Below are 21,852 nucleotides of genomic sequence, written 5' to 3'. Positions count from 1 at the left end.
GCACCTGACCTGCCTGAGTTGATTGAAAGCATTAAGCTGAAACACATGACTGCTCAGATTGATGATGCCCGGCTCACCTACCGTCTCGCCCTCGGCACCGGCGAAATCCTCAAGGGTGTGCGCGGTGTTGGTTTGCTTCGCGACCGCAACCTCGGCGACGCCGGCGACGACCTCGCCCAGAACTGGATCGCCCGAGTCCTCGCGCAACACCGCCCTGACGACGGCGTGCTGTCCGAGGAAGCAGCAGACAATCCCGAGCGCCTCGGCAAAGACCGCGTCTGGATCATCGACCCACTCGACGGCACCAAAGAATTCGCCGGGGGTCGGCAAGATTGGGCGGTGCACATCGCGCTCGTCGAAAACGGCCAGCCGATCCATGCCGCCGTCGGCTTGCCCGACCTCGGTGTCGTCTTTTCCTCGATGGAATCCAAGGCCGTCACCGGGCCGCTCTCCCGGAAGATCGTGGTGTCCCGCAACCGCGCCCCGCAGGTCGCACAGCACGTGGCGGATGCCATGGGCTTCGAATTGACGCCGATGGGTTCCGCCGGGGCGAAAGCTATGCACGTGCTTCTTGGCGACGCAGACGCCTACATCCACGCTGGTGGCCAGTACGAGTGGGACTCCGCGGCACCCGTCGGCGTTGCCCGCGCTGCTGGCCTGCACTGTTCGCGCCTCGACGGCTCCGAGCTCACCTACAACAACAAGGACACCTACCTGCCGGACGTCCTCATTTGCCGCCCGGAGCTGGCTGAAGAAATGATGCAGCTTGCCGCCGCCTACTTCGCCGACAATGGCACCTACTGAGTCTTTTCTGACTGAGCTTCGCGCTGGATTCCAGCGCTTTGCTGACCCCGAACGTGCGAAAGGGCAACAAGCGTATCTCAAAACGCTCGAACCGATGCTGGGCATTACCAATGGTGACCTGCGTTCGGTGGTCAACGCGGTCTCGCTCGAGTTGTTGGGGCGCAGGCCTGGGCTGGCAGATTTGCTGGCGGTCACCGAATACACGTGGGCCCACGCGCAGTCCCGTGATGAGCGCAGCGCTGCGATTTTCCTGCTCGCGCTCCCTCGCTACGCGCGCCTGGTCACCTTCGATGCGATGCCACTGATTCGCCAACTGGTGGTGGAAGGTGCCTGGTGGGACCTGGTCGATGCCCTGGTTAAGGTGCAACCCTACGCCCGCGCCTCGGCGCCCGCGGAGTCTGACGCGCTCATGCGCGCCTGGGCGGTGGATGAGAACTTTTGGATTCGTCGCTACGCAATCATCTCCCAGCTCGGCACCAAGTCTGACCTGGACAAAGACCTACTGGTGGACTGCATCCTGCCGAACTTGGCCGACCGCGAATTCTTCGTTGCCAAGGCAATCGGTTGGGCGTTGCGTGACCACGCCCGCCACGACCCGGAGTGGGTGCGGGCATTCGTCGCGCTCCACGAGCGACGCATGCAACCGCTGTCGCGCCGCGAGGCACTGAAGCACCTCTAGCCACCGCTTAACGACGCCACACAGCGGGGATACTCGTAGTCACCGCATGCAGCCCGGCGCGCTCCAAAATTGGGCGGGAATACTTCGTGGAATCAGAGTGTAGGTACTTTTTGCCCTGTCGCATCGCTGATTCCGCCCGGGCAGCGGTAAGAGCTCGGTAGATGCCACGCCCACGGAACTCCTCACGGCACGCACCACCCCACAGTCCAGCGAAATCGGTGTTTTCTACAAAGACGACTCGCCCGGAGCACACAATCTCCCCGTCATCGGATCGCACAAACCACATTTCGAAGGAACCGGGGTGTTCGTGGGCAGTGCGCACCAGACTCTCACCTACCACCCGCGTCCATTCCGCATCTTTGCCGAATATCGCATAGGCCACAGCGTGAGCTTGAAGAAGTTCCTGATCGCTTTTCGCACGCATCAGCTCGAAGCCTGCTGGTAGGCCGTCGCTGGCTGATATCACGTCTGCGACGGGGCCGACCATGACGGTCTCTTCTTCTTCGAGCTCGAAACCAGCGGCGAGGAGTTCGTCGATAAGTTGTGGTGCGTGGTCGTGGCCGCGTGTCTTCCACTCGAACTCGGAGATCCGCGGGTCACCCGCGAAGTGGTCGACGGCAGCGCGCACCAAGTCTGCGGTCCCTGCAGGCTCCGCGGCGCTAGTGGACAGTTCTGCGTAGGTGACAAGGCCACGGCCGACCTCGGGATATGTGGCCAACCAGAGTGGGCCGATGCGCGCGACCTCCGAGGCGTCGGACACTTCGGCGTGCGTGCGCAGCTGCTCGTCGTAACGGGACAGCAGCTCCGATTTCCAATTGCTAACCATAGTTGTTCCTTGCGTCCACTCGGGCACTAGCTACGCCAACCTGGCCTTGAGCACAACCGTACTCAAAGCTCGAGTGTTTAGGCTACGCGTGAGCCACAGTCTCGGCACCTGTGATATTGGAATGGTGGTTCTTCCGCAGGTGGCCCGAGCCCCCATCTCATGATTTGTCCTGGGATGAACCACTGCGCTGGGTTGAAGTTCGCCCTTAGTTCGCGCTTCGGATCGATTGTGTCGGGCAATCGCCACAGCAGGTGACCGGTGCTGGTGCAGATGGTCCAGTATTTCTTTCGATTGGCTTTTTTGTCATCTATATTGCGGTGCACTCTGTGTCCCACCAGCATGAGGTTGTTCCCCACAGTCTCACCACCTTCTGCCCAGGGGTGGACGTGGTGGATCTCGCACAGAGCTGCTGGGAGGTCGGAACCTGGAGTTTGATCGCCCCCTTGGGAGGCCACCAAACCTAGGTAGGCATAGATGTCGGCTGCTCGCTTGGTGCGCCCCAGCTCGATGAGGTTGCCGGTCTCCGGGTCCAAAATAGCTAGAAATGCGTTACGGTCGGCCCCCAAGCGAATAAGGTCCCGCACTGGCAAAAGGGTTCCCACGTCGGTTGGCACAACCCCTGCTGCGCGCTGCAACTGATCAAGCCCAAGAGTGGCAACGACGGTGCTGCAGCCACGCGTCGGTGGCATTGGCCCTTCCCGATGCAACGCAGCTTTCAGCGCGGCGGTGAGAGCATCGTGACGTCGCTGCGCAGCCGTCCGGGTGTCATCGGCTTTTTCCTTTTCTGGAAGCAGGTCTCCAGGCCCCGCATAGTCGGCAAAAAGACGATCTAGCAGTGCTTTGAGCTCCGGAGTAATTTCCCCCTTGATGCCAGACATAAGGTCGGCACGCTGTGCGGTTACCGTCACGTTGCGTCGGCGTTGGCGATCCTCGTCTTTTGGTTCTGACTCGGCGTTGAGGCCTTGCAAAATCTTGATCCCGGCTTTGCGTAAGTCTTCGGGCGCCAGCCACTCGGCCATGTCAGCCAGCATCGATTCGACGCGGAAAACTGTCGCTGCAGGCGTTGCCTCTGGGATTTGATCGAGGACTTTGCTGATTTCCATCGCTGAAGCCACCCCGAACTTGGCTTCCGCAAATCCCAGCGCAGTTTTGGGCAGCCGGGGCGGTCGCGGTTCGGTTCGCTCAAGGCCAGCAGGTTGCTCAAATAGTTCGGAGGCCAACCGGGTGACGTCTTTTAGTTCGCGGCGTTCAAAGCGCCCCCTGTGCAGTAACTCATTGAAACTGGTGCGCGAATCGGGACGGAAGAAGTGCTCCTCCGCCAACGTTCTCACCAGCTTCACCGTCAGCTGTTGGGCTAGCCAGGAAAGCTCCCGCGCATGGTCCATGAGGCAAGCAAATTCTTCCCTTTGACCTGTGCTTTCATCGAGCATTGCCGAAGACCGAGTAAGCGCCTCAATCGCTTCCCGGAACCCGCACTCCACCATCCCAACCGTGAACATGCCCCTATCCTAAAATTTACCCGTGGACATAGCACCCCCGCTCATTCGAACATAGCAGCTAAACCGGCACTTTTCCTACCCCCACAACAGCTGCCCCACAACCAGAGACAAAGCGTCGAAAAGCATGCCTGGCGGAAGCCCGCACTGGGCGCACTGAGAGGGCATTTCTTCCGCGCCAAAACTGCGATAGGCTAGACAACCATGATCGCCACGCCAGCTACCCCAGCCACGCCTTATGAAGACCTCCTGGCCCGCATCCTCGAAGATGGGTCCAAGAAGTCGGACCGCACCGGTACCGGCACTACCAGCCTGTTCGCGCAGCAGATCCGGTTCGACCTGGATAAACAGTTTCCACTGATTACCACGAAGAAGGTCTATTGGAAGGGTGTTGTCGGCGAGTTGCTCTGGTTCTTGCAGGGCTCGTCGAATGTGCAGTGGCTGCAGGAGAACAACATTCACATCTGGGACGAGTGGGCTCGCGAAGACGGCGAGCTCGGCCCGGTCTACGGTGTGCAGTGGCGTTCCTGGCCGACCCCGGATGGTCAGCATATTGACCAGATCAGCCAAGCACTGGACTTGCTTAAGACCAACCCGGATTCGCGTCGCAATATTGTGTCCGCCTGGAACGTTGCTGAGCTGCACAACATGGCGTTGCCACCGTGCCACCTGCTGTTCCAGTTCTACGTTGCCGACGGCAAGCTCTCCTGCCAGCTCTACCAGCGCAGTGCCGACATGTTCCTGGGCGTGCCATTCAACATCGCCTCCTATTCCCTGCTCACGCACATGTTTGCCCAGCAGGCGGGCCTGGAGGTCGGCGAGTTTATTTGGACCGGCGGCGATTGCCACATCTACGACAACCATGTGGAGCAGGTCCGGGAACAACTTAGCCGCACCGCAAAGCCATATCCTCAGCTCAAGCTCAACAAGGCGAAGGATCTCTTTAGTTACACGTTTGAGGACTGCCAGCTCGTCGGCTACGACCCGCACCCGACGATCAAGGCCGAGGTCGCTGTCTAAATGCCCGAGCCGACCTATAAGGCCATCTGGGCACAGTCTTTGGACGGCATCATCGGCGACGGCAAAGACATGCCCTGGCACCTTCCCGAGGACCTCGCCCATTTTCGCGAGCACACCACCGGAAGCGCGGTTGTCATGGGGCGCGCCACCTGGGAGTCCATTCCCGAACGTTTCCGGCCCCTGCCTGGTCGCGCCAATTACGTACTATCCAGCCGGGAGCCCGGCGAGTGGTCCACCGGCGCAACCGTGGTCCGGGAACTTCCCGACATCGACGCCTGGATCATGGGCGGAGGGCAAGTCTACGAGGCGACACTCTCCCAGGTCAGCACGGTCATCTGCACGCTTATCGACGCCCACCTGGCCACCATTCCCCACGCCGTGTCCGCCCCACCCCTCGACGACTTTCGCCCCACCACCGACTCCGGCTGGCTGACGTCGCAGGCCGGTCACCTCACTGTCGGAACGGACCGAACGACTCCGCTACGCTATAAGTTCATCACCTACGAACGGAAGTGAACAATGAATCACGTAACTTTGTACACCACAGAGTGGTGCCCTTTCTGCCAGCGTCTCGTCAAAGCTCTCGACCGCACGGAGACCCCCTACGAGCGCATTGATGTCGAAGAAGACCTCGACGCCGCAGCCTGGGTGGAGTCCGTCAACGACGGCAACCGCGTAGTGCCAACGGTCAAATACTCAGACGGCTCCTACGCCACGAATCCGCCAGCTTCTGATGTGCGCCGCAAGCTGGAAGAACTGACTTCTTAAGTCCATTAGCGCCGCAAAAGATAGATATCCATGATCCAGCCGTGCTGCTCACGCAGCGCGGCTTTTTCTTCGGCAAGCCCCGCCCCGATCTCAGCGACAGTTCCGCTGCGCAGCACTTGAAGTTCGGTCCCGAGGTAGGCACCCCACCAGATCTGGGCATCAGGCACGTCAAGCCACGCAGCCCCACCATCCAGCATGACAACAGCGTTCGTGGTCGGGCCATCGAGCAGCGCCCGCCCGGTGGTGATGCGGATGTCCTCCCCGATGCGGTTGAGTAGAATCCCGTGAGCCGCGGTAAGCGCGTGAACTGCGGTGATCCCGGGAATCACCCGCACACTACAGTCCAGGCCGAGCCCCCGCATGCGCTCGATAATGCGCAGCGTGGAGTCATAGAGCGCCGGATCGCCCCACACCAGGAACGCCACCTGCTCCACATCTGGCAAAGCTTCGAGTAGTAGTTGGGCGCGGGCCTGGTGCCAACGGCGCACCTCAGCGCGGTAGTCAGCGGGATCACGGTCGCGTGGCGGGTCCGACACGGTGATCAAAGGGATTCCCGGTGCATGAGTGGCGATGATGTACTGCCGCGCACCCAAAAGATCAGCTTTGTTCTCCCCCTTGTCGAGCGCCACCACCGCGTCACTTTCCTGCAGCGCGGCGATCGCTTCCAGGGTGAGGTGCTGCGGGTTTCCCGCACCGATCCCGATGACGTTTATCTGCATAGCTTTCAAGTGTAGAAAACGCCCCGGTTCCGCCGTTGAGGGTGGTACGGGGAAAGGGGCGTCGATAAGCGGTGGCTTAGTCTTCTTCGCTAAAGATTTCTGCCATCTCCGCTGGCGAGAGACCCGTGTGGGACTCGTTGAATTGCACGGAGAAGATCTGCTGCAGATAAAGCTCGCACATGGCGGACAGCTGCTTTGCGTCATACTTGTTGAGCAGCATGAGGCGCTCAGTGGTGCCATCTTCCTTCACTTCTTCCACAGACAACACTGGCACGTCATTCTTGGTGACGATGCGGGCCAGAATGTCACGACGCGTAACATCGGTAAAAGTTGGCTTCAGATCTGACATAAAAAAACACCTGCTCTTCAAAGATTCGGTTAAAGTTTCCGCACCATCTAGATTATGGCGCTTTTCTCATCCGCGCCCGCACTTCCCCACATTTCCCAGGACATTACACAGTAAATAACCCCCAAAGTGTGCCCCCACCGGCCAAGCCAAGCTTGTCGACGGCGTAATGTCCTCAGCTTCGCATGCGCTTGGTGACGGCCGGTTAGTACTCAAAATCGACGGTGCGCTAAAATTTCCCGAGTGCACATGCTTTGGCTGCCGCTGGCGTTGAACTTTGTTTGCTGGCCAGCCGGCGCGTGCCTGTTGCCCTCGTAGCTCAGTGGATAGAGCACGGCTCTCCTAAAGCCGGTGTCGGAGGTTCGATTCCTCTCGGGGGCACTTTTTGTTTTATGGGTTCCGCAGTCCTTCATGATTTTTTGAAGCAATTCTTGGCATCTAAGTCGACCTACTGGAAGCGCACGATCGTGTCAGATGCTTTCGTCCTGGCCCCTCTCGTATGTCTGCCGCCGCGTGCCCCGGCATCTGGCCATCCTGTGATGCTGTCATCCACGGTGCGCCAAACTGCACAAAACCACCCAAAACCCACCAATTCCAGCACTTTCACGCACCCTCGATGACACCACCGCCCCACACTGTCATCCACGGTGCACCAAACTGCACAAAACCACCCAAAACCCACCAATTCCAGCACTTTCACGCCCCCTCGATGACACCACCGCCCCACACTGTCATCCACGGTGCACCAAACTGCACAAAACCACCCAACACCCACCGATTCCTGCACTTTCACGCACCCTCGATGACACCACCGCCGAATCTGAACACCACAAACACGGCCGCAAGCAACTCCGAGCTCTCGAAAAACACGATCGCAAAGCAAGCCAATAAAGATCTGCTACCACCACGCGTCAGCTACATCTTCACAACCTCAACTCCCACTAGCCACCCACTCTCCTTGTTGCTAGAGTTCCTACTGTTACCCCAGTAGTCACTCGCAAAACTTAAGCACCAGGAGCATCATGGCGCACCCTAAAACCCAAAACCAAACCCACCCCCAAAACCAAACCCAAACGCACGCACCCAAGCACCTCTCCCGCCGTACTTTCTTCAAAGCCGCTTTCGCCGGCACCGCCGTCATTGCAGCTGGCAGCGTTACCCCGCGCGCCAACGCCCTGCCTGCCCCGATCGGCACTGTCATTGATTACTCGGCTGGTGTCCCTTCCGCCCAGGCTGTGAAGGCCCGCGGTCACCTGGGCGCGGTGCGCTACGTCTCTGAGAAGCGTCCGGGCGCAAACTGGATGGCCGGCAAGCCAGTTCGCCTCGGCGAGACGCAAGATTTTGCTAACCACGGGCTGGCCACCGCCTCGGTGTATCAGTTCGGCCGGGCCGAGACCGCTGACTGGCTGCAGGGTGCCGCCGGTGCTGCCATTCATGCTCCTCAGGCAATTGCGATTCACGCGGCCGCTGGTGGCCCGAAGGGACGCCCAATTTACGTCGCTATCGATGACAACCCTTCTCGCTCCCAGTACGATCAGCAGATCCGCCCTTATCTGCAGGCTTTCCAGCAGCAGCTGCACGCCGCCGAGCTCAAGTTGGGCGTCTATGGCAATTACAACACCATCGAGTGGGCCACCCAGGATGGGCTCGGTGAGTTCTTTTGGATGCACGATTGGGGTTCCAACGGCCGCATTCACCCGCGCACCACGATCCATCAAAAGGCGAAGTGGCAAGAAAATATCGAGGGCATCGACGTCGACATCAATAACGTCTACGCCCAGGACTGGGGCCAGTGGCAGCCTGGCCAGGGGCCTACCCCTTCGCAGGCTCAGATCCCAGCGATCCCTGGCGCTCAGCAGCTTTCCAGCATGTTGCCGCCTCAGGTGCGCAACGTGCCGCTACCGAACCAGCAGCAGATCAACGACGCCCTAAACCTGATCAACAAGGTCAAGCCACTATTGTCCAGCTAGCAGCGGGCGCACTCGTCGCTCGACCAGCGAGGTGAGATCCTCGGCGGAGCCCAGCACGGCGGCGGCTACCACGTAGTCGTCGCCAAAGCTTACCGACGAGTGCACCACATAATCGTTCGACCAACCCCATTTCGTGCCCACCACCCCGGGGAGTACGGCCGTGCCGAAGTTCTGCGCGTAGCCGTCCTCGGCGGTATCGTGGGCTTCTTTCATGGCCTGGAGCAGGGGTGACTTCGGATCATGTTCGAGTTTGGCGCGCACGAACTTCACCACGTCGTACATCGAGGTCACGGAGTATCCCCAGCCTTCCTCGCTCGAACGTGTCGACCACAGCCCGTAGTCCCGAGCCACCGCCTCTATGGAGTCTGGGTAGGCGGCAAAGAGTTCCTCGGCGTACCCATCAGACGACCCCCGGATCATCTCCAGCGCCTGCTCTTTTTCCGCCTCCGTGCCGTGTACCAGCACGTAGTCGGCGATATACAACTTGATTAGGCTCAACGCGGGTCTCGGATAGCGTTCGGTGGCGCTGCCGACGTGGTGGCCATCGCTAAGCCGGGTGAATGAGAGTTGGGAGCCGGTGGGATTGTTGATGAAGCTGTCGTAGGCGACATCGATGCGGTCGTCAACCACAGTGGGTGTCGGCACGCTTACCACCGGCAACACCGGTGCCGACGCAGGTTGTGACTCCACCGACCAGGAGAGGTTCGCGACCACCACGCCGATGCACCCGACAGGGATGAGTAGGTGCCAAGGTCCTCCCCGCAGCGTCGACACCTGTGTTTGAAACATAGCAAGAATCATATGTCGAACCCGCTGCCATGAGAAAACCCCAAACAACCAACGGTCGTTTGGGGTTTCGTTGAACCTAACTGAACAGCTTAGTGATCAACTGGTGCCTCGACACCAACACCGGTCAGGGAGCGAACTTCCATCTCGGACTGGAGGTCATCGAGGTTGTCTGGCTTGCCGACGAGCGTACCGACGATACCGCCCAAGAAGCCAAGCGGAATGGAAACCAGGCCTGGGTTAGCCAGCGGGAACCAAGCGAAGTCCACGTTCGGGAACATCGCAGTCGCGGAGCCGGACACTGCTGGGGAGAACACGATCAGCACGAGAGCGGAAATCAGACCGGAGTAGATTGCCCACAGCGCGCCGGTGGTGTTGAACTTCTTCCAGTACAGGGAGTACAGGATGGTTGGCAGGTTGGCAGATGCGGCGATTGCGAATGCCAGTGCCACCAGGAAGGCCACGTTCTGGCTCATGGCCAGGATACCCAGCACAATCGCGACGATACCGATGACAACCACGGTGATGCGGGAGACACGGACCTGCTCTTCTTCGGTGGACTTACCATCGCGAATGATGGAGTGGTACACGTCGTGAGCGATGGAAGCCGAGGCAGTAATTGCCAGGCCAGCAACCACGGCGAGCACTGTCGCGAAGGCGATAGCAGAGATGATCGCCATGAAGAAGGAACCACCGAGCTCGAGTGCGAGCAGCGGAGCGGCTGCGTTGGCGCCACCAGGAGCCTTCTTGATCGCGTCTGGTCCAACGAGGGCAGCTGCGCCGTAGCCCAGGACCAGGGTCATCAGGTAGAAAGCACCAATCAGGACGATTGCCCAGGTCACGGACTTGCGAGCTTCCTTTGCGGTAGGAACCGTGTAGAAACGCATGAGCACGTGTGGCAGACCAGCCGTACCAAGCACCAGCGCGAGGCCAAGGGAGACGAAGTCCAGCTTGGAGATCTCAGTCTTGCCGTACTTCATGCCCGGCTTGAGCAAAGCTTCGTTTCCGTTGTGTGCAGCAACTGCCTTGGTAAAGAGCTCACTCAGGCCACCCTTGACGGCAAAGAACACGAGCGCAGTCATGATAACCACGGTGCCGACGAGCAGCACGGCCTTAATCATCTGCACATAGGTGGTGCCCTTCATGCCACCAATCAAGACGTAGGCGATCATGATGATACCCACGATCACGACGACGATAGCCTGCTCAGTCTTGCCATGCAGATCAAGCAGCACGGCCACGAGGGAGCCGGCGCCAGCCATCTGCGCGATCAGGTAGAACAGCGACACAAACAGGGTTCCCATGGCAGCTGCCATGCGGACTGGCTTTTGCTTCAGGCGGAAGGAAAGCACGTCAGCCATGGTGAACTTACCGACGTTGCGCAGCGGTTCCGCAACCAGCAGCAAAGCAACGAGCCAAGCTACGAAGAAGCCGATGGAGTAGAGGAATCCGTCGTAACCAGTCAGTGCGATAGCGCCGACAATACCGAGGAAGGATGCTGCCGATAGGTAGTCACCCGCGATAGCCAGACCATTCTGGGTGCCGGTAAAGGATGCGCCACCGGTGTAGAAGTCGGAGGCTTCAGAGGTCTTCTTACCGACGCGCATCACGATGCCCATGGTGACGACGATGAAGATAATGAAGACGGTGATGTTCAGAATTGGGTTACCGGTGTTGGAACCCGCAGCGAGAAGTTGAGTATTCACTAAAAGAACCTAGCCTTCCATTGCTTCACGGATCGCAGCCGCACGAGGCTCGATGTTCTTATTGGCAAACTTGATATAAATCCAGGTGATCAGGAAGGTCGTCACAAACTGGAGCAGGCCCAAAACGATGCCGACATTCACATTGCCGAACACTTTGGTAGCCATGAAGTCTGGCATGTAAGTAGCTACGAGAACGTAGCCGATAAACCAGACGAAGAAGAGCACGGACATAGGGAAAGTAAAGGAACGGAACTTTGAGCGCAGTTCCTGGAACTGTGCACTCTGTTGCATTTCCCTAAACTCTGCGGCGGTGGGTTCCCGGCGCGTGAGCTGAACTTGATTAGCATTGCTCATCGAAGATCATCTCGCTTTCGGTGTTGGGGTCAATCTTCTACAAGTGTTGACGGATGGACTATTTACTTCGGTCACGTCGACACGTTGTGGACCTCTCCGCCGGCCAACTCTGCCATTGTGCGAGCGGTCACAAATATCGCGTAGATAAAAAGTTACCCAGCTCACATTGCAATAGTGAACATTTTTAACCACAAGGACTACACATACCTGGCAAACCACCCCCAAACCCCTACCCTAGCTGGACTTTTACCTAAATCTGAATTACCCCCACCCCGATGACCCACTTACAATTGCAAATTTTGTGAAGGTTACGATTTGGGCAAGTAAAGCCTTTGCAAGCCACACATTGACCGGCCGTAGCTAAGCCCGTGAACCTTGCTCTGCAAATTGACGCGTCAGCAATTGCGCGATCCTGGTGGCGGTCTCAATCGCAGTCGCCCCGAGACCTCCCCAGATCGCGGCGTCGATAAGCAATGGCACGTTGGAGGCATCCAGAAGCAATAGTCGCTGCAATGCAGGCACAGTGAAAATCACTGCGTAACCAGCAACGCTGCCTCCCAACAGCGCCAGCCTCCACCAATTCAGGGGACGGGCGACGACACCGAGCACCCACACCGCCATGATGAGCAGCACCAACAGGGTTGCGGTGGAAACCTGACGCGCATGGTCGTCAAGCACGTCCCCGGGGTAGTGCCAGATCCAAAAGCCGAGGGTAACCGCCCCAATGAGTAGCCCCGCTGGAAGGGCGAGCAACAGTACTCTGCGAACAAAACCCGGACGGGCACGTTCATAGTTGGGCGCCAGCGAAAGGATAAAGGCCGGGATGCCGATGGTGAACCAGCCGATCATCGTGACATGGATCGGTTGAAATGGGTACGTGAGCCCCCAAATGCCCACTACCAGCGCGATGAGAACGGAGTAGATCGTCTTGGTTAAGAACAGATTGGCAACCCGCTCGATATTGCCAATCACGCGTCGTCCCTCGGCTACCACCTGTGGCATTGTGGCGAAGTCGTTGTCCAACAGCACCACCTGTGCCACCGAGCGGGCCGCTGGCGAACCGGCACCCATCGCAATGCCAATATTGGAGTCCTTGAGGGCGAGGACGTCGTTGACCCCGTCGCCGGTCATCGCCACGAATTCCCCGCTGGCCTGCAAATTCTTCACTAGCATGCGTTTTTGCTCCGGGGTGACGCGGCCGAAAATGTCGTGCTCGCGCACAATCTCTGTGACGGCGTCCGCATCTGCAGGCAAGTTACGGGCGTCAAAGGCTGCCCCTTCAACGCCTACACGGTGAGCGACAGCGGCCACCGAATCCGCATTGTCACCAGAAATCACCTTCACATCAACGTCTTCAGCGGCAAAGAACGCCAAGGTCTCGGCAGCAGTCTCGCGAACTTTCTGCTGCAGGCTCAGAACAGCTACCGGTTCAAAGCCGACCAGTTCTTCGCCCAAACTCGATGTAGTTCCGATCAGCAACACGCGCAATCCGCTGTCACTGATTTCCGCACAACGCTGGAGCACATCGCTGTCCTGGGTCAGCATCTCTGGGGCGCCGATCACCCAGTTTTGGTTTTCAAAGGAAACCCCCGACCATTTACGGGTGGAATCAAAAGGAACTTTCGCACTAATTGACGCAGGCTCGGAGGCTACCCCGGCACCGATGGCCCGCATCGTGTCGTTAGGGTGCTTATCGGCCACAGCCATCGTAGCGAGCGCAGTGCGCACCCGGGTTTCAGTTTCCGCGCTGGGGGCCGTCGACAAAAGCTGGACCTGGTCAAACTCCATGGCATTGTCGGTGAGGGTCCCGGTTTTGTCGGCACAGAGCACGCTGATCCGTGCGAGCGCCTCGATGGCTTTGAGCTCATTGATGAGCGCATTGTGCCTCCCCAGCCGCACCACACCGACCGCGAAAGCGATCGACGTCATCAACACCAAGCCCTCCGGCACCATCGGAACGAGGGCGGCGACCATCGACAACAAGGCGTCGTTGGGTCGCGCGTGGGTTCGCCACAGCTGGGTCCAAATGGTCAAGGCGCCGACCGGCACGAGCAGATACGTAATGATTTTCAGAATCCGGTCAATGCCTTGGTGCAGCTCGGAGTCGGTGAGTTTGAACTCCCCCGCTTCCCGAATCAGCTTCGCAGCGTATGCATCTTCGCCGATCTCGGTGGCCTGAAAAGCCCCTTGGCCTGCAACCACAAAGGAGCCAGACAAGACTTTGTCGCCGACCTGCTTTAATACGGGGTCGGATTCCCCGGTGAGCATCGACTCATCCACTTTGAGGGACTCCGCGGCGCGCACGACGCCATCCACCACTAGTTGTTCCCCAGAGCTGAGCTCAATCAGGTCATCGAGCACAATGTCGTCGCGGTTGAGCTGACGAGACTGCCCGTCGCGTATCACCCGCGGCTTCGATTCGCCCAAGATGGTCAACTTATCGAGCGTGCGCTTTGCACGCAGCTCCTGGACAATACCGATACCAGAATTCACCACGATCAACAGCCCAAAAGCGCCATTAATCCACGACCCCGTCACCAACACGATGGAAAACAGCACCGCGAGGATCGCATTGATACGCGTAAACACATTGGTGCGGACAATGTCGGCGACGCTACGCCCAGTTGTCCGCACCGGGTGATTGACTAACCCGTCCGCCCGACGCTTGTCGACGTCCGCGCTGCTCAATCCCTCAAGGCTCGTGGCATTACTCATACCGCAATGCTAGTCAGGAAGCTTATCGGCCCCTAAATTCTGGTGCTCGTTTTTCTGCCCGCGCCTTGATAGCTTCCTGTGCATCTTGGCTGCTCCACGCGGCTTCATACATCTGCTGTTGGGTGGCAGACAGGGCGAAACCAAACCCTTCATCGTTAAGCACTCGCTTGAGCTGTTGCACTGATAGCGGCGCATAACTAGCAATCGTTTGGGCATACTGCAGCGCAGCGTCGGCATCGCCTCGTTCATTGGCAAACCCGAGTTGGCCGGCTAGGTCAGCAGAGACCTTTTGCACCCCAAGCAAAACTCCGCGGGCCACGGATCCACCCAACATGCTGGCTGCGCGACGAATTGTCCAGTTGTCCAACGCGAACCCGAGCTTTGCAGGCGGGACCAAGAACCAGGCATTGTCGCCAACTACACGCAGGTCGCATGCCAGCGCCACCTGAACTCCGGCGCCGACAGCTGGACCTTGGATATCAGCGATGACCGGGACGGGAGCTTCGAGAATTGCCGTCAGCATCCGTTGCAGGCTGCCCAGGAATTCTTCGTTGTACACCCCGCTGAAATCGGCTCCGGCGCAAAACGCTGCCCCTTCGCCTCGGATGAGCACCGCTCGGGTGTGGTCTGGGCCGCGGGAGGAAAGCGTGCGAAGCTCGTCGGCAAGCGCCGTGGTGAGCTCCAGGTTGAGGGCGTTTCGCTTCTCCGGTCGATTCAGCGTGAGAATCGCCAGGTGGTCCTGTTGTTCGTAACGCAGCACCATGGACTAGTTACCCTCAGGATCAGGGAATTCCAGTGGGTCAGGCCCAATACGCCCCAGGCCGGTGGCATTATCCAGCGCGGTGAGCTGAGCCATTTGATCCGCAGTGAGCTCAAAGTCGAAGATAGCGGCGTTTTCTGCGAGCCGTTCCGGCGACTGCGACTTCGGGATCACCATGTTGCCAAGTTGAATATGCCAACGCAAGATCACCTGGGCCGGGGTTTTCCCAGTGGCCTGCGCGATGTCCCGGACCGTGTCATTTTCTAACAGCGTTCCCTGCCCCAACGGTGACCAAGCTGCCGTCACGATGCCATGCTGCTCATGGTAGGCCCGCAAGGATTCTTGGGAAAAGCCCGGGTGCAGTTCGACCTGGTTAACCGCGGGGGTAATGCCGGTCTTGGCCACAAGCTCGTCCAAAGCGTCCGGGAAGAAGTTGGACACGCCAATCGACTGCACCGTCCCCATGCCCTGCATCTTGGCCATCACCTCGAAAGTCGCTACGAATTTCCCTGCCGAAGGCCACGGCCAGTGGATGAGGTAGAGGTCAAGATAATCCAGTCCAAGGTTGCGCAAGGAGGTTTGAAAAGCGTCCGCTGCCTTGTCTGCGCCCTGGTCGGTGTGCCACAGCTTAGTGGTCACACACAATTCATCGCGGGTGACATCACCCGCGGCGATGGCTTCCTTGATCGCTCGACCGACCTCTTCTTCGTTCTTATACAGCGCTGCAGTGTCAATATGCCGGTATCCCAGCTCGATCGCTGCGCGCACCGCACGGATCGCATCTTCTCCGCGAAGCTTCCACGTACCAAGCCCCAGCTGCGGATACTCGCTGCCGTCCCGAAAACTTACCGATGGAATCAAAGTGGCACTAGTCATATCCCCCATTAAACGCACTTTCTTCACTCACCGCAGCAAAATGCTTGTCGACGCTTCCTTCCTCCCTCACCTTCAGTTTCAAAAAATTTCTAGCAAAGTTTGACAAAGTATTGGGTTTATACAACACTTTAGAGCATGAGTCCAGCAAAGAAACCTACAAAACCAATATTCAATCGGATTCGATTATTAAGAACCGAACGCAATCTCTCGCGCGCCCAGCTCGCCGACGCCATTGGAGTCAACGTCCAAACCGTCGGCGCACTGGAGCGCAGCGACCACTATCCCAGCCTAGATCTGGCCATGAATCTTTCCGAGACCTTTGGCCTGCCGATCGAAGCCATCTTCTCCCGCACCGAATTCACCCCCATGTCCACCCAAATCTATCCAGGAGGAAACACCCAATGAACATCAACACCTACCGTCGCCAACAAGAACGCACCCAGAACTTGCTGCCGGGCTTACGAGGCCAAAAGCAGCGTCGAATGCTCGTGAACCTTTTCGTGATCATCGCACTCATCACCACCGGCTGCGCCTTCTTGATTCCCGCCTACAAGACGATGCTGCTAGCCATTGTCGCTGGCCTGCTTCTCCTCGCTGTCATCTGGACTATCATCCGCATCGCAATCGACAGTGAAGATCAGGCCCCGCCGGAAGCACTCGACGAGTTCCAATTCGAGCGCCTCGAACGCTACCGAGCTTTCGCCTTCCGCCTCTATGGCTTCTTCTGCACCGTCATCGCATTCGCGCTGATCTTCGCGGGAAACCTCTGGAAAGACCTTGCGTTTGGCGCCGATACTGCCTCGCGAGCAGTCCTCGGCACCGGCTACGTGCTGCTGTTGATCACACTCACCGTCAGCGGCTACCCTGCCTTGGCATTGGCTTGGAACAAACCCGACGATGACGCCTAGCAAACCTCCCCCAATCCACCCGCTTCGGCGCGAAACAGCTCAAGCAACCTAGGAGATTTGCTAGCTTAATCACTATGAGCAGCACCACTCGTACCAGCGCAAATGACCTCATCACCACCGTTTTGGACCCCGGCTCCTTCATTAGCTGGGACACCTCTCCCGAGTATGGCGACATTAGCGACGACTATCGGGAAGCCCTAGCGCGCGCCCGCGAGAAAAGCGGGGTCGACGAATCTGTCATTACGGGCGAAGGTACCGTTGCGGGGCGTCGAGTAGCAACGATCGTCTCGGAGTTCAGTTTCCTGGGCGGGTCGATCGGCGCCGCAACTGCACGCCGCATCATCGCAGGAATTCACCGCGCCACCGCGGAGCGCCTGCCGTTGCTCATTTCTCCATCTTCGGGCGGGACCCGCATGCAGGAAGGGACTCCCGCGTTCGCACTGATGGTCTCTATCACCACCGCGGTCTACCGCCACAAGGACGCTCACCTCCCCTTCCTGGTTTACCTGCGCAACCCCACCACCGGCGGGGTCATGGCTTCCTGGGGTTCAGCTGGGCATTTCACCTTCGCCGAACCCGGCGCGCTGCTCGGCTTCCTCGGCCCCCGCGTTGTGGAGCTCACCACCGGAACCCCGATCCCAGATGGGGTACAGTCTGGGGAAAACCTCGCCCATGTGGGCGTTATCGACGGCGTCCTCTCACCCAAACTGCTCCGAGATGCGGTTCGGAAAATTGAAGACGTGCTACTTTCCACCCATTCAGATCTGGAGCCGACCCGCCCCGAAACGGCGGAGGTTGCTGCGGGGAACGTATGGGAGTCTATCCTCAAGACCCGGCAAGCGGATCGTCCTGGGGTACGCGATATCGTCGCCAAGCTCAGCCCCAAGCTCATTGAGCTGTCCGGGTCGGGCGACGGTCGTCGTTCCGCGGCGATGACCGTCGCGCTGGCGCAGATCGCCGGGCGCCCCGTGGTGTTGATTGGACAGAATCGTCACCAGCAGCCTCCCCTCGGGGAGGCGGAGCTCGGTCCTGAGGCGCTGCGATGTGCGCGTCGCGGCATCGCACTCGCCCACGAACTGCAACTACCTTTAGTGAGCATCATTGATACTCCAGGGGCGGAGCTTTCCCAGCACGCCGAAGAACATGGTCTGGCTGGTTCGATTGCCCGCACGCTAGGCGAATTGGTGTACCTGGATGTCCCTACGATATCGGTGATCCTTGGCCAAGGGTGCGGCGGTGGCGCATTGGCAATGCTGCCGGCCGACCGGGTGCTGGCAGCTGAACATGCTTGGCTCTCGCCCCTCCCTCCGGAAGGAGCGTCCGCCATCATCTACCGCGACATCGATCACGCTCCGCAAATGATGGAAGAACAAGATGTGTCCGCGTTTGCTTTGCACCGCGCAGGAATTGTGGACAGCATCATTCCTGAGCAGCCAGATGCTGCCGAGGAGCCGGAAGCATTCATCGACCGCGTCCTATCTACCATCAGTCATGAACTTTGGGTACTGGAAAATAGCCCTGAACGGGTGGGACGAGAGCAACGTTTCAAACACTACGAGAAGTTGGCAACCCGGCAGTAGCATGGAGTAATGCTTAGTGACCAGGATATTTTTGATGCTCACCGCGGCGGAAAACTAGCAACAACGTCGCGACGCCCGCTCGAGACCACCCTGGACCTCTCCCTCGCCTATACCCCCGGCGTTGCCCGCGTCTGCGAAGCGATCCACGAAGACCCCTCCCTCGCGCGGGAGTTTACCTGGACCGGCAACACGGTCGCCGTAATATCCGACGGCACCGCCGTGCTGGGCCTCGGAGACATCGGCCCAACTGCCGCCCTCCCCGTCATGGAAGGCAAGGCCCAACTATTCCAGCGCTTCGCGGGACTCAACGCAGTGCCCATCGTGCTAGACACCACGGACGTCGACGAGCTTTTCCACTCCATCGTCCGCCTCGCCCCCTCCTTCGGCGCGATCAACCTTGAGGACATCTCCGCGCCCCGCTGCTTCGAACTCGAACGCCGACTCATCGATGCCCTCAACATCCCCGTCATGCACGACGACCAGCACGGAACCGCAATCGTCATCACGGCAGCTCTGCGCAACGCCTGCGAAATCACCGACCGCTCACTTCGGGACCTGCGCGTCGTGATCTCCGGGGCCGGAGCCGCTGGTGTGGCCACCGCACGCATGCTTATCGACGCCGGTGTCCGCCACATCACGATGGTGGACTCCCGCGGGATCATCCATGCTGGCCGGGAACCGTTGTCACCGATCAAGCGAGAACTAGCAGCGCTCACAAACGAAGAGGGACGAACCGGGGGCATCGAAGACGCGCTGCGTGGCGCAGACACGTTCATCGGGGTCTCGCGTGCCCATATATCCGAAGATCAACTCCAGTTGATGGCCCCCGATCCTTTCCTGTTCTCGCTAGCCAACCCGACCCCAGAGATCGACTACGACCTCGCCGTTCGCTACGGCTCTGTGGTTGCCACTGGCCGTTCGGATCTACCAAATCAAATCAACAACGTGCTGGCATTCCCAGGCATCTTCCGCGGTGCGTTGGAAGCGGGTGCCACTCGCATCACGCCTGCGATGAAGTTAGCCGCATCGCGGGCGATTGCCGAGGTCGCGCACTCACACCTCGATCGCGACCACATTGTGCCCTCCCCGCTTGATCCACAGGTAGCGCCGACAGTTGCAGCGGCGGTGAAAGCTGCAGCTATTAACAAGTCCTAGGTTTCCTTGAGGGTTCTGGTTTGTTAAATGTGTTGTGCTGCAAACCTGCTAAGCAGTACTTCCGTGGCAATACTTAGCACTCTTGAAGCCTAACTGCGCAGCAGGCTCCGCGGTCGCCGGGCGGCCAACGCCTAGTGCGTTCCCACTAACGACAAAAGTGCACTGCCCGAACGGGTAGTGCACCTGCGAAAGCATCGACTAGCTTAGTGCGCGCTTACCAAGTCGATGACGAAGACCAAAGTGCGGCCGGACAGTGGGTGTCCGCCACCAGCAGGACCGTAGGCAGCCTCTGGGGGGATGGTCAGCTGGCGACGGCCACCGACCTTCATGCCTGGGATGCCTTCCTGCCAGCCTGCGATCAGACCGTTAAGCGGGAACTCGATGGTCTGTCCGCGGTCCCAGGAGGAGTCGAACTGCTCGCCCGATTCGAAGTCAACACCAACGTAGTGGACTTCAACAACACCGCCTGGCTGAGCTTCCGGACCGTCGCCTTCGATGAGGTCGACGATGACCAGGTCTTCTGGCGCCGGGCCGGTTTGTGGTTCGATTACTGGCTTTTCCATTGTGAGAAAACTCCTTGAATAGTCAGTTGAGAGAAATGACAATGAGCCAAACTCTTTCTCCCAAGTGTACGCAAGGGAGGGAGGGTTTGGCTCAAAGCAGGTCAGCGGAGGGACTAGCCGCGCTGTTCGCGAGGAACAAACTCGCGGAGAGCTTCGCCGGTGTAGATCTGGCGTGGGCGGTAGATCTTGCCGTTAGGCTGGGAGACCTGCTCGACGTACTGTGCGATCCAGCCTGGGAGACGCCCCATGGCGAACAGCACAGTGAAGAAGTCGGTCGGGAAGCCCATGGCGCGGTAGATCAGGCCGGTGTAGAAGTCTACGTTCGGGTACAGCTTGCGGGAGATGAAGTAGTCGTCGGCAAGCGCGATCTGCTCGAGGTTCATGGCGAGCTCGAGGAGTTCGTCGTTTCCGTTCTTGGACAGCAGCTCGTGGGCAGTCTTCTTGATGATGGCTGCCCGTGGGTCGTAGTTGCGGTACACACGGTGGCCGAAGCCCATGAGCTTGACGCCCTTTTCCTTGTTCTTGACGCGAGTCATGAAGTCGGTTGCGTCGCCGCCGTTGGCCTTGATCTCATCGAGCATTTCCAGAACAGCCTGGTTTGCGCCACCGTGCAGCGGGCCGGAAAGTGCATTGATACCTGCTGCAACGGATACGAACATGTTTGCCTGTGCGGAGGCAACCATACGAACGGTGGAGGTGGAGCAGTTCTGCTCGTGGTCAGCGTGCAGGATGAGCAGCTGGTCCAGGGCCTTCACGTGGAGTGGGTCTACCTCGTATGGCTCGGTTGGGAAGCCGAACATCATGCGCAGGAAGTTCTCGCGGGCGTTCAGAGAGTTGTCTGGGTACATGTATGGCTCACCGTGGCGGGCACGGTGTGCATATGCAGCCAACATTGGCACCTTCGCCATGAGGCGGATGGTGGCCTTGTGGAGGTGTTCTGGGTTAAGCGGATCGAGGGTGTCCTGGTAGTAGGTGGACAGAATGTTCAGGGAGGACGCGAGCACTGCCATTGGGTGAGCGTCGCGTGGGAACACGCTGAACTGCGCCTTGAAGTCCTCGTCGAGGAGGGTGTGGTGGCGGATTTCGTCGCTAAACTGCGCCAGCTGCTCCTGGGTTGGGAGCTCACCGTGGATCAGCAAGTAGGAAACCTCGTTGAAGGTAGCCTTCTCCGCCAGATCTTCGATGGCGTATCCGCGGTAGCGGAGAATGCCCTGCTCACCGTCGATGAAGGTGATCTTGGATTCGGTGGAACCGGTGCTGACGTAGCCTGGGTCGAAGGTTACGAGGCCCGTTTCAGCAAGCATCTTGCCAAGAACGACACCATCATTGCCTTCTGTGGCCTTGATGATGTCCATGTTGAATTCGCCACCTGGGTAGTGGAGAACGGCCTTGTCGTTGTTTTCAGATGCCACAGTTTTCCTTTCAAAGAAAATCGTTTGAGGCCTCCCCGCGAAGGGACATTTACGCTTCGATCCGCTGATCGAGTCGTGCCTTATGAATTTGTCCGTCGATGTGGACGGCAACCCGCAGGCGAGCAAACCTCCCAGTACTGGGCAAGTTTGAAACCCTAAAGTGTTGCGTTAATAGCCACATTTTAAGGCATGTTAGGCATGCCTTCTCATCACAGAGTCTACCTTCAACCCCAGCTTGTCGACGCCACGGTGGGCCCGACTTGAAAGTCGCTGGTCAAAGGCATCTTGCACGCGAAGACATCATCCTATGCTCATGCACTCAAAACACCGCAACCATCGTGCATAGTCACGTGCATTTTCTGCACCGACTTTCCGAAGGGATTACCGGCTAAGAAAACGCCACCTGACG

General features: G+C 58.9%; 22 protein-coding genes and 1 tRNA gene. 11 read left to right on the top strand and 12 right to left on the bottom strand.

The window, feature by feature from the left end; all coding sequences use genetic code 11:
- The first annotated feature begins 45 nt into the window (after window positions 1–45).
- Together CEPID_RS03660 and CEPID_RS03655 are read left to right on the top strand one after the other, a co-directional pair.
- On the top strand, window positions 46–804 hold the full coding sequence (locus CEPID_RS03660) for a 3'(2'),5'-bisphosphate nucleotidase CysQ (RefSeq protein ID WP_047241323.1): 759 nt from the start codon (window positions 46–48) through the stop codon (window positions 802–804).
- A complete protein-coding gene (locus CEPID_RS03655) occupies window positions 791–1,483 on the top strand; it encodes a DNA alkylation repair protein (protein WP_047239806.1) in 693 nt (230 codons plus the stop codon). Before CEPID_RS03660 ends, CEPID_RS03655 begins: the two co-directional genes overlap by 14 nt.
- Window positions 1,484–1,490: 7 nt before the next feature.
- Here the strand turns inward: CEPID_RS03655 and CEPID_RS03650 are convergent, their stop codons facing one another.
- Complete coding sequence (locus CEPID_RS03650) at window positions 1,491–2,309, bottom strand: GNAT family N-acetyltransferase (protein WP_047239805.1); 819 nt, start codon at window positions 2,307–2,309, stop codon at window positions 1,491–1,493.
- Between the two features lie 77 nt (window positions 2,310–2,386).
- A complete protein-coding gene (locus CEPID_RS12415; protein ID WP_052843351.1) occupies window positions 2,387–3,808 on the bottom strand; it encodes an HNH endonuclease signature motif containing protein in 1,422 nt (473 codons plus the stop codon).
- Window positions 3,809–4,009: 201 nt separating this feature from the next.
- Here CEPID_RS12415 and CEPID_RS03635 point away from each other — a divergent pair, with 201 nt between their 5' ends.
- From CEPID_RS03635 to CEPID_RS03625, 3 genes are read left to right on the top strand one after another with little or no spacing between them, the layout of a single operon-like run.
- A complete protein-coding gene (locus CEPID_RS03635; RefSeq protein WP_047239802.1) occupies window positions 4,010–4,825 on the top strand; it encodes a thymidylate synthase in 816 nt (271 codons plus the stop codon).
- Window positions 4,826–5,341: a dihydrofolate reductase gene (locus CEPID_RS03630; protein ID WP_047239801.1), complete on the top strand. Its 516-nt coding sequence runs from the start codon at window positions 4,826–4,828 to the stop codon at window positions 5,339–5,341.
- Window positions 5,342–5,344: 3 nt separating this feature from the next.
- Window positions 5,345–5,593 (top strand): mycoredoxin, encoded by a 249-nt coding sequence (locus CEPID_RS03625; protein WP_047239800.1) that lies wholly within the window; start codon window positions 5,345–5,347, stop codon window positions 5,591–5,593.
- Between the two features lie 5 nt (window positions 5,594–5,598).
- Here the strand turns inward: CEPID_RS03625 and cobF are convergent, their stop codons facing one another.
- Together cobF and CEPID_RS13110 are read right to left on the bottom strand one after the other, a co-directional pair.
- A complete protein-coding gene (cobF, locus tag CEPID_RS03620) occupies window positions 5,599–6,312 on the bottom strand; it encodes a precorrin-6A synthase (deacetylating) (protein WP_047239799.1) in 714 nt (237 codons plus the stop codon).
- 76 nt (window positions 6,313–6,388) lie between these two features.
- Window positions 6,389–6,661 (bottom strand): hypothetical protein, encoded by a 273-nt coding sequence (locus CEPID_RS13110; protein ID WP_047239798.1) that lies wholly within the window; start codon window positions 6,659–6,661, stop codon window positions 6,389–6,391.
- Between the two features lie 305 nt (window positions 6,662–6,966).
- On the opposite strand from CEPID_RS13110, the gene CEPID_RS03610 reads away from it, so the two are divergent.
- A tRNA-Arg gene (locus CEPID_RS03610) sits at window positions 6,967–7,039 on the top strand.
- A gap of 641 nt (window positions 7,040–7,680) precedes the next feature.
- Entirely contained in the window at window positions 7,681–8,628 is a 948-nt protein-coding gene (locus tag CEPID_RS03600; protein ID WP_047239796.1) for a DUF1906 domain-containing protein, read from the top strand.
- Here CEPID_RS03600 and CEPID_RS03595 read toward each other — a convergent pair.
- The 6 genes from CEPID_RS03595 to CEPID_RS03570 form a co-directional block, all read right to left on the bottom strand.
- Window positions 8,614–9,417, bottom strand: a complete 804-nt coding sequence (locus CEPID_RS03595; protein ID WP_144413439.1) for a hypothetical protein — start codon at window positions 9,415–9,417, stop codon at window positions 8,614–8,616. The two genes, CEPID_RS03600 and CEPID_RS03595, sit on opposite strands and share 15 nt — an antisense overlap.
- Before the next feature lie 89 nt (window positions 9,418–9,506).
- Complete coding sequence (locus tag CEPID_RS03590; protein WP_047239795.1) at window positions 9,507–11,120, bottom strand: solute symporter family protein; 1,614 nt, start codon at window positions 11,118–11,120, stop codon at window positions 9,507–9,509.
- Between the two features lie 9 nt (window positions 11,121–11,129).
- Complete coding sequence (locus CEPID_RS03585; protein WP_047239794.1) at window positions 11,130–11,474, bottom strand: DUF485 domain-containing protein; 345 nt, start codon at window positions 11,472–11,474, stop codon at window positions 11,130–11,132.
- A 360-nt stretch (window positions 11,475–11,834) separates the two neighbouring features.
- Window positions 11,835–14,189, bottom strand: coding sequence for an HAD-IC family P-type ATPase (locus tag CEPID_RS03580; RefSeq protein ID WP_047239793.1), 2,355 nt, complete (start codon window positions 14,187–14,189; stop codon window positions 11,835–11,837).
- A 22-nt stretch (window positions 14,190–14,211) separates the two neighbouring features.
- Window positions 14,212–14,952: an enoyl-CoA hydratase gene (locus tag CEPID_RS03575; RefSeq protein WP_047239792.1), complete on the bottom strand. Its 741-nt coding sequence runs from the start codon at window positions 14,950–14,952 to the stop codon at window positions 14,212–14,214.
- 3 nt (window positions 14,953–14,955) lie between these two features.
- On the bottom strand, window positions 14,956–15,825 hold the full coding sequence (locus CEPID_RS03570) for an aldo/keto reductase (RefSeq protein ID WP_047241321.1): 870 nt from the start codon (window positions 15,823–15,825) through the stop codon (window positions 14,956–14,958).
- Between the two features lie 135 nt (window positions 15,826–15,960).
- Between CEPID_RS03570 and CEPID_RS03565 the strand changes: the two genes are divergently transcribed.
- From CEPID_RS03565 to CEPID_RS03550, 4 genes are all read left to right on the top strand, one after another.
- Window positions 15,961–16,230: a helix-turn-helix transcriptional regulator gene (locus CEPID_RS03565; protein ID WP_047239791.1), complete on the top strand. Its 270-nt coding sequence runs from the start codon at window positions 15,961–15,963 to the stop codon at window positions 16,228–16,230.
- Complete coding sequence (locus tag CEPID_RS03560) at window positions 16,227–16,733, top strand: hypothetical protein (protein WP_047239790.1); 507 nt, start codon at window positions 16,227–16,229, stop codon at window positions 16,731–16,733. The genes CEPID_RS03565 and CEPID_RS03560 overlap by 4 nt, the downstream gene beginning before the upstream one ends.
- Before the next feature lie 74 nt (window positions 16,734–16,807).
- Window positions 16,808–18,313 carry a carboxyl transferase domain-containing protein gene (locus CEPID_RS03555; RefSeq protein ID WP_047239789.1) on the top strand — a complete coding sequence of 502 codons (1,506 nt, stop codon included), beginning with the start codon at window positions 16,808–16,810 and terminating at the stop codon, window positions 18,311–18,313.
- 9 nt (window positions 18,314–18,322) lie between these two features.
- Window positions 18,323–19,468 (top strand): NAD(P)-dependent malic enzyme, encoded by a 1,146-nt coding sequence (locus tag CEPID_RS03550; protein ID WP_047239788.1) that lies wholly within the window; start codon window positions 18,323–18,325, stop codon window positions 19,466–19,468.
- Window positions 19,469–19,671: 203 nt separating this feature from the next.
- On the opposite strand, the gene fkpA is transcribed toward CEPID_RS03550, so the two are convergent.
- Entirely contained in the window at window positions 19,672–20,031 is a 360-nt protein-coding gene (gene fkpA, locus CEPID_RS03545; protein WP_047239787.1) for an FKBP-type peptidyl-prolyl cis-trans isomerase FkpA, read from the bottom strand.
- Window positions 20,032–20,144: 113 nt separating this feature from the next.
- Entirely contained in the window at window positions 20,145–21,443 is a 1,299-nt protein-coding gene (locus tag CEPID_RS03540; protein WP_083984363.1) for a citrate synthase, read from the bottom strand.
- Between the last annotated feature and the right edge of the window lie 409 nt (window positions 21,444–21,852).

Origin of the sequence: Corynebacterium epidermidicanis, from assembly GCF_001021025.1 — a bacterium.
Lineage (GTDB): Bacteria > Actinomycetota > Actinomycetes > Mycobacteriales > Mycobacteriaceae > Corynebacterium > Corynebacterium epidermidicanis.
The sequence above is the reverse complement of the archived record's forward strand: the minus strand, read 5'-3'. Positions and strand labels throughout refer to the sequence as shown.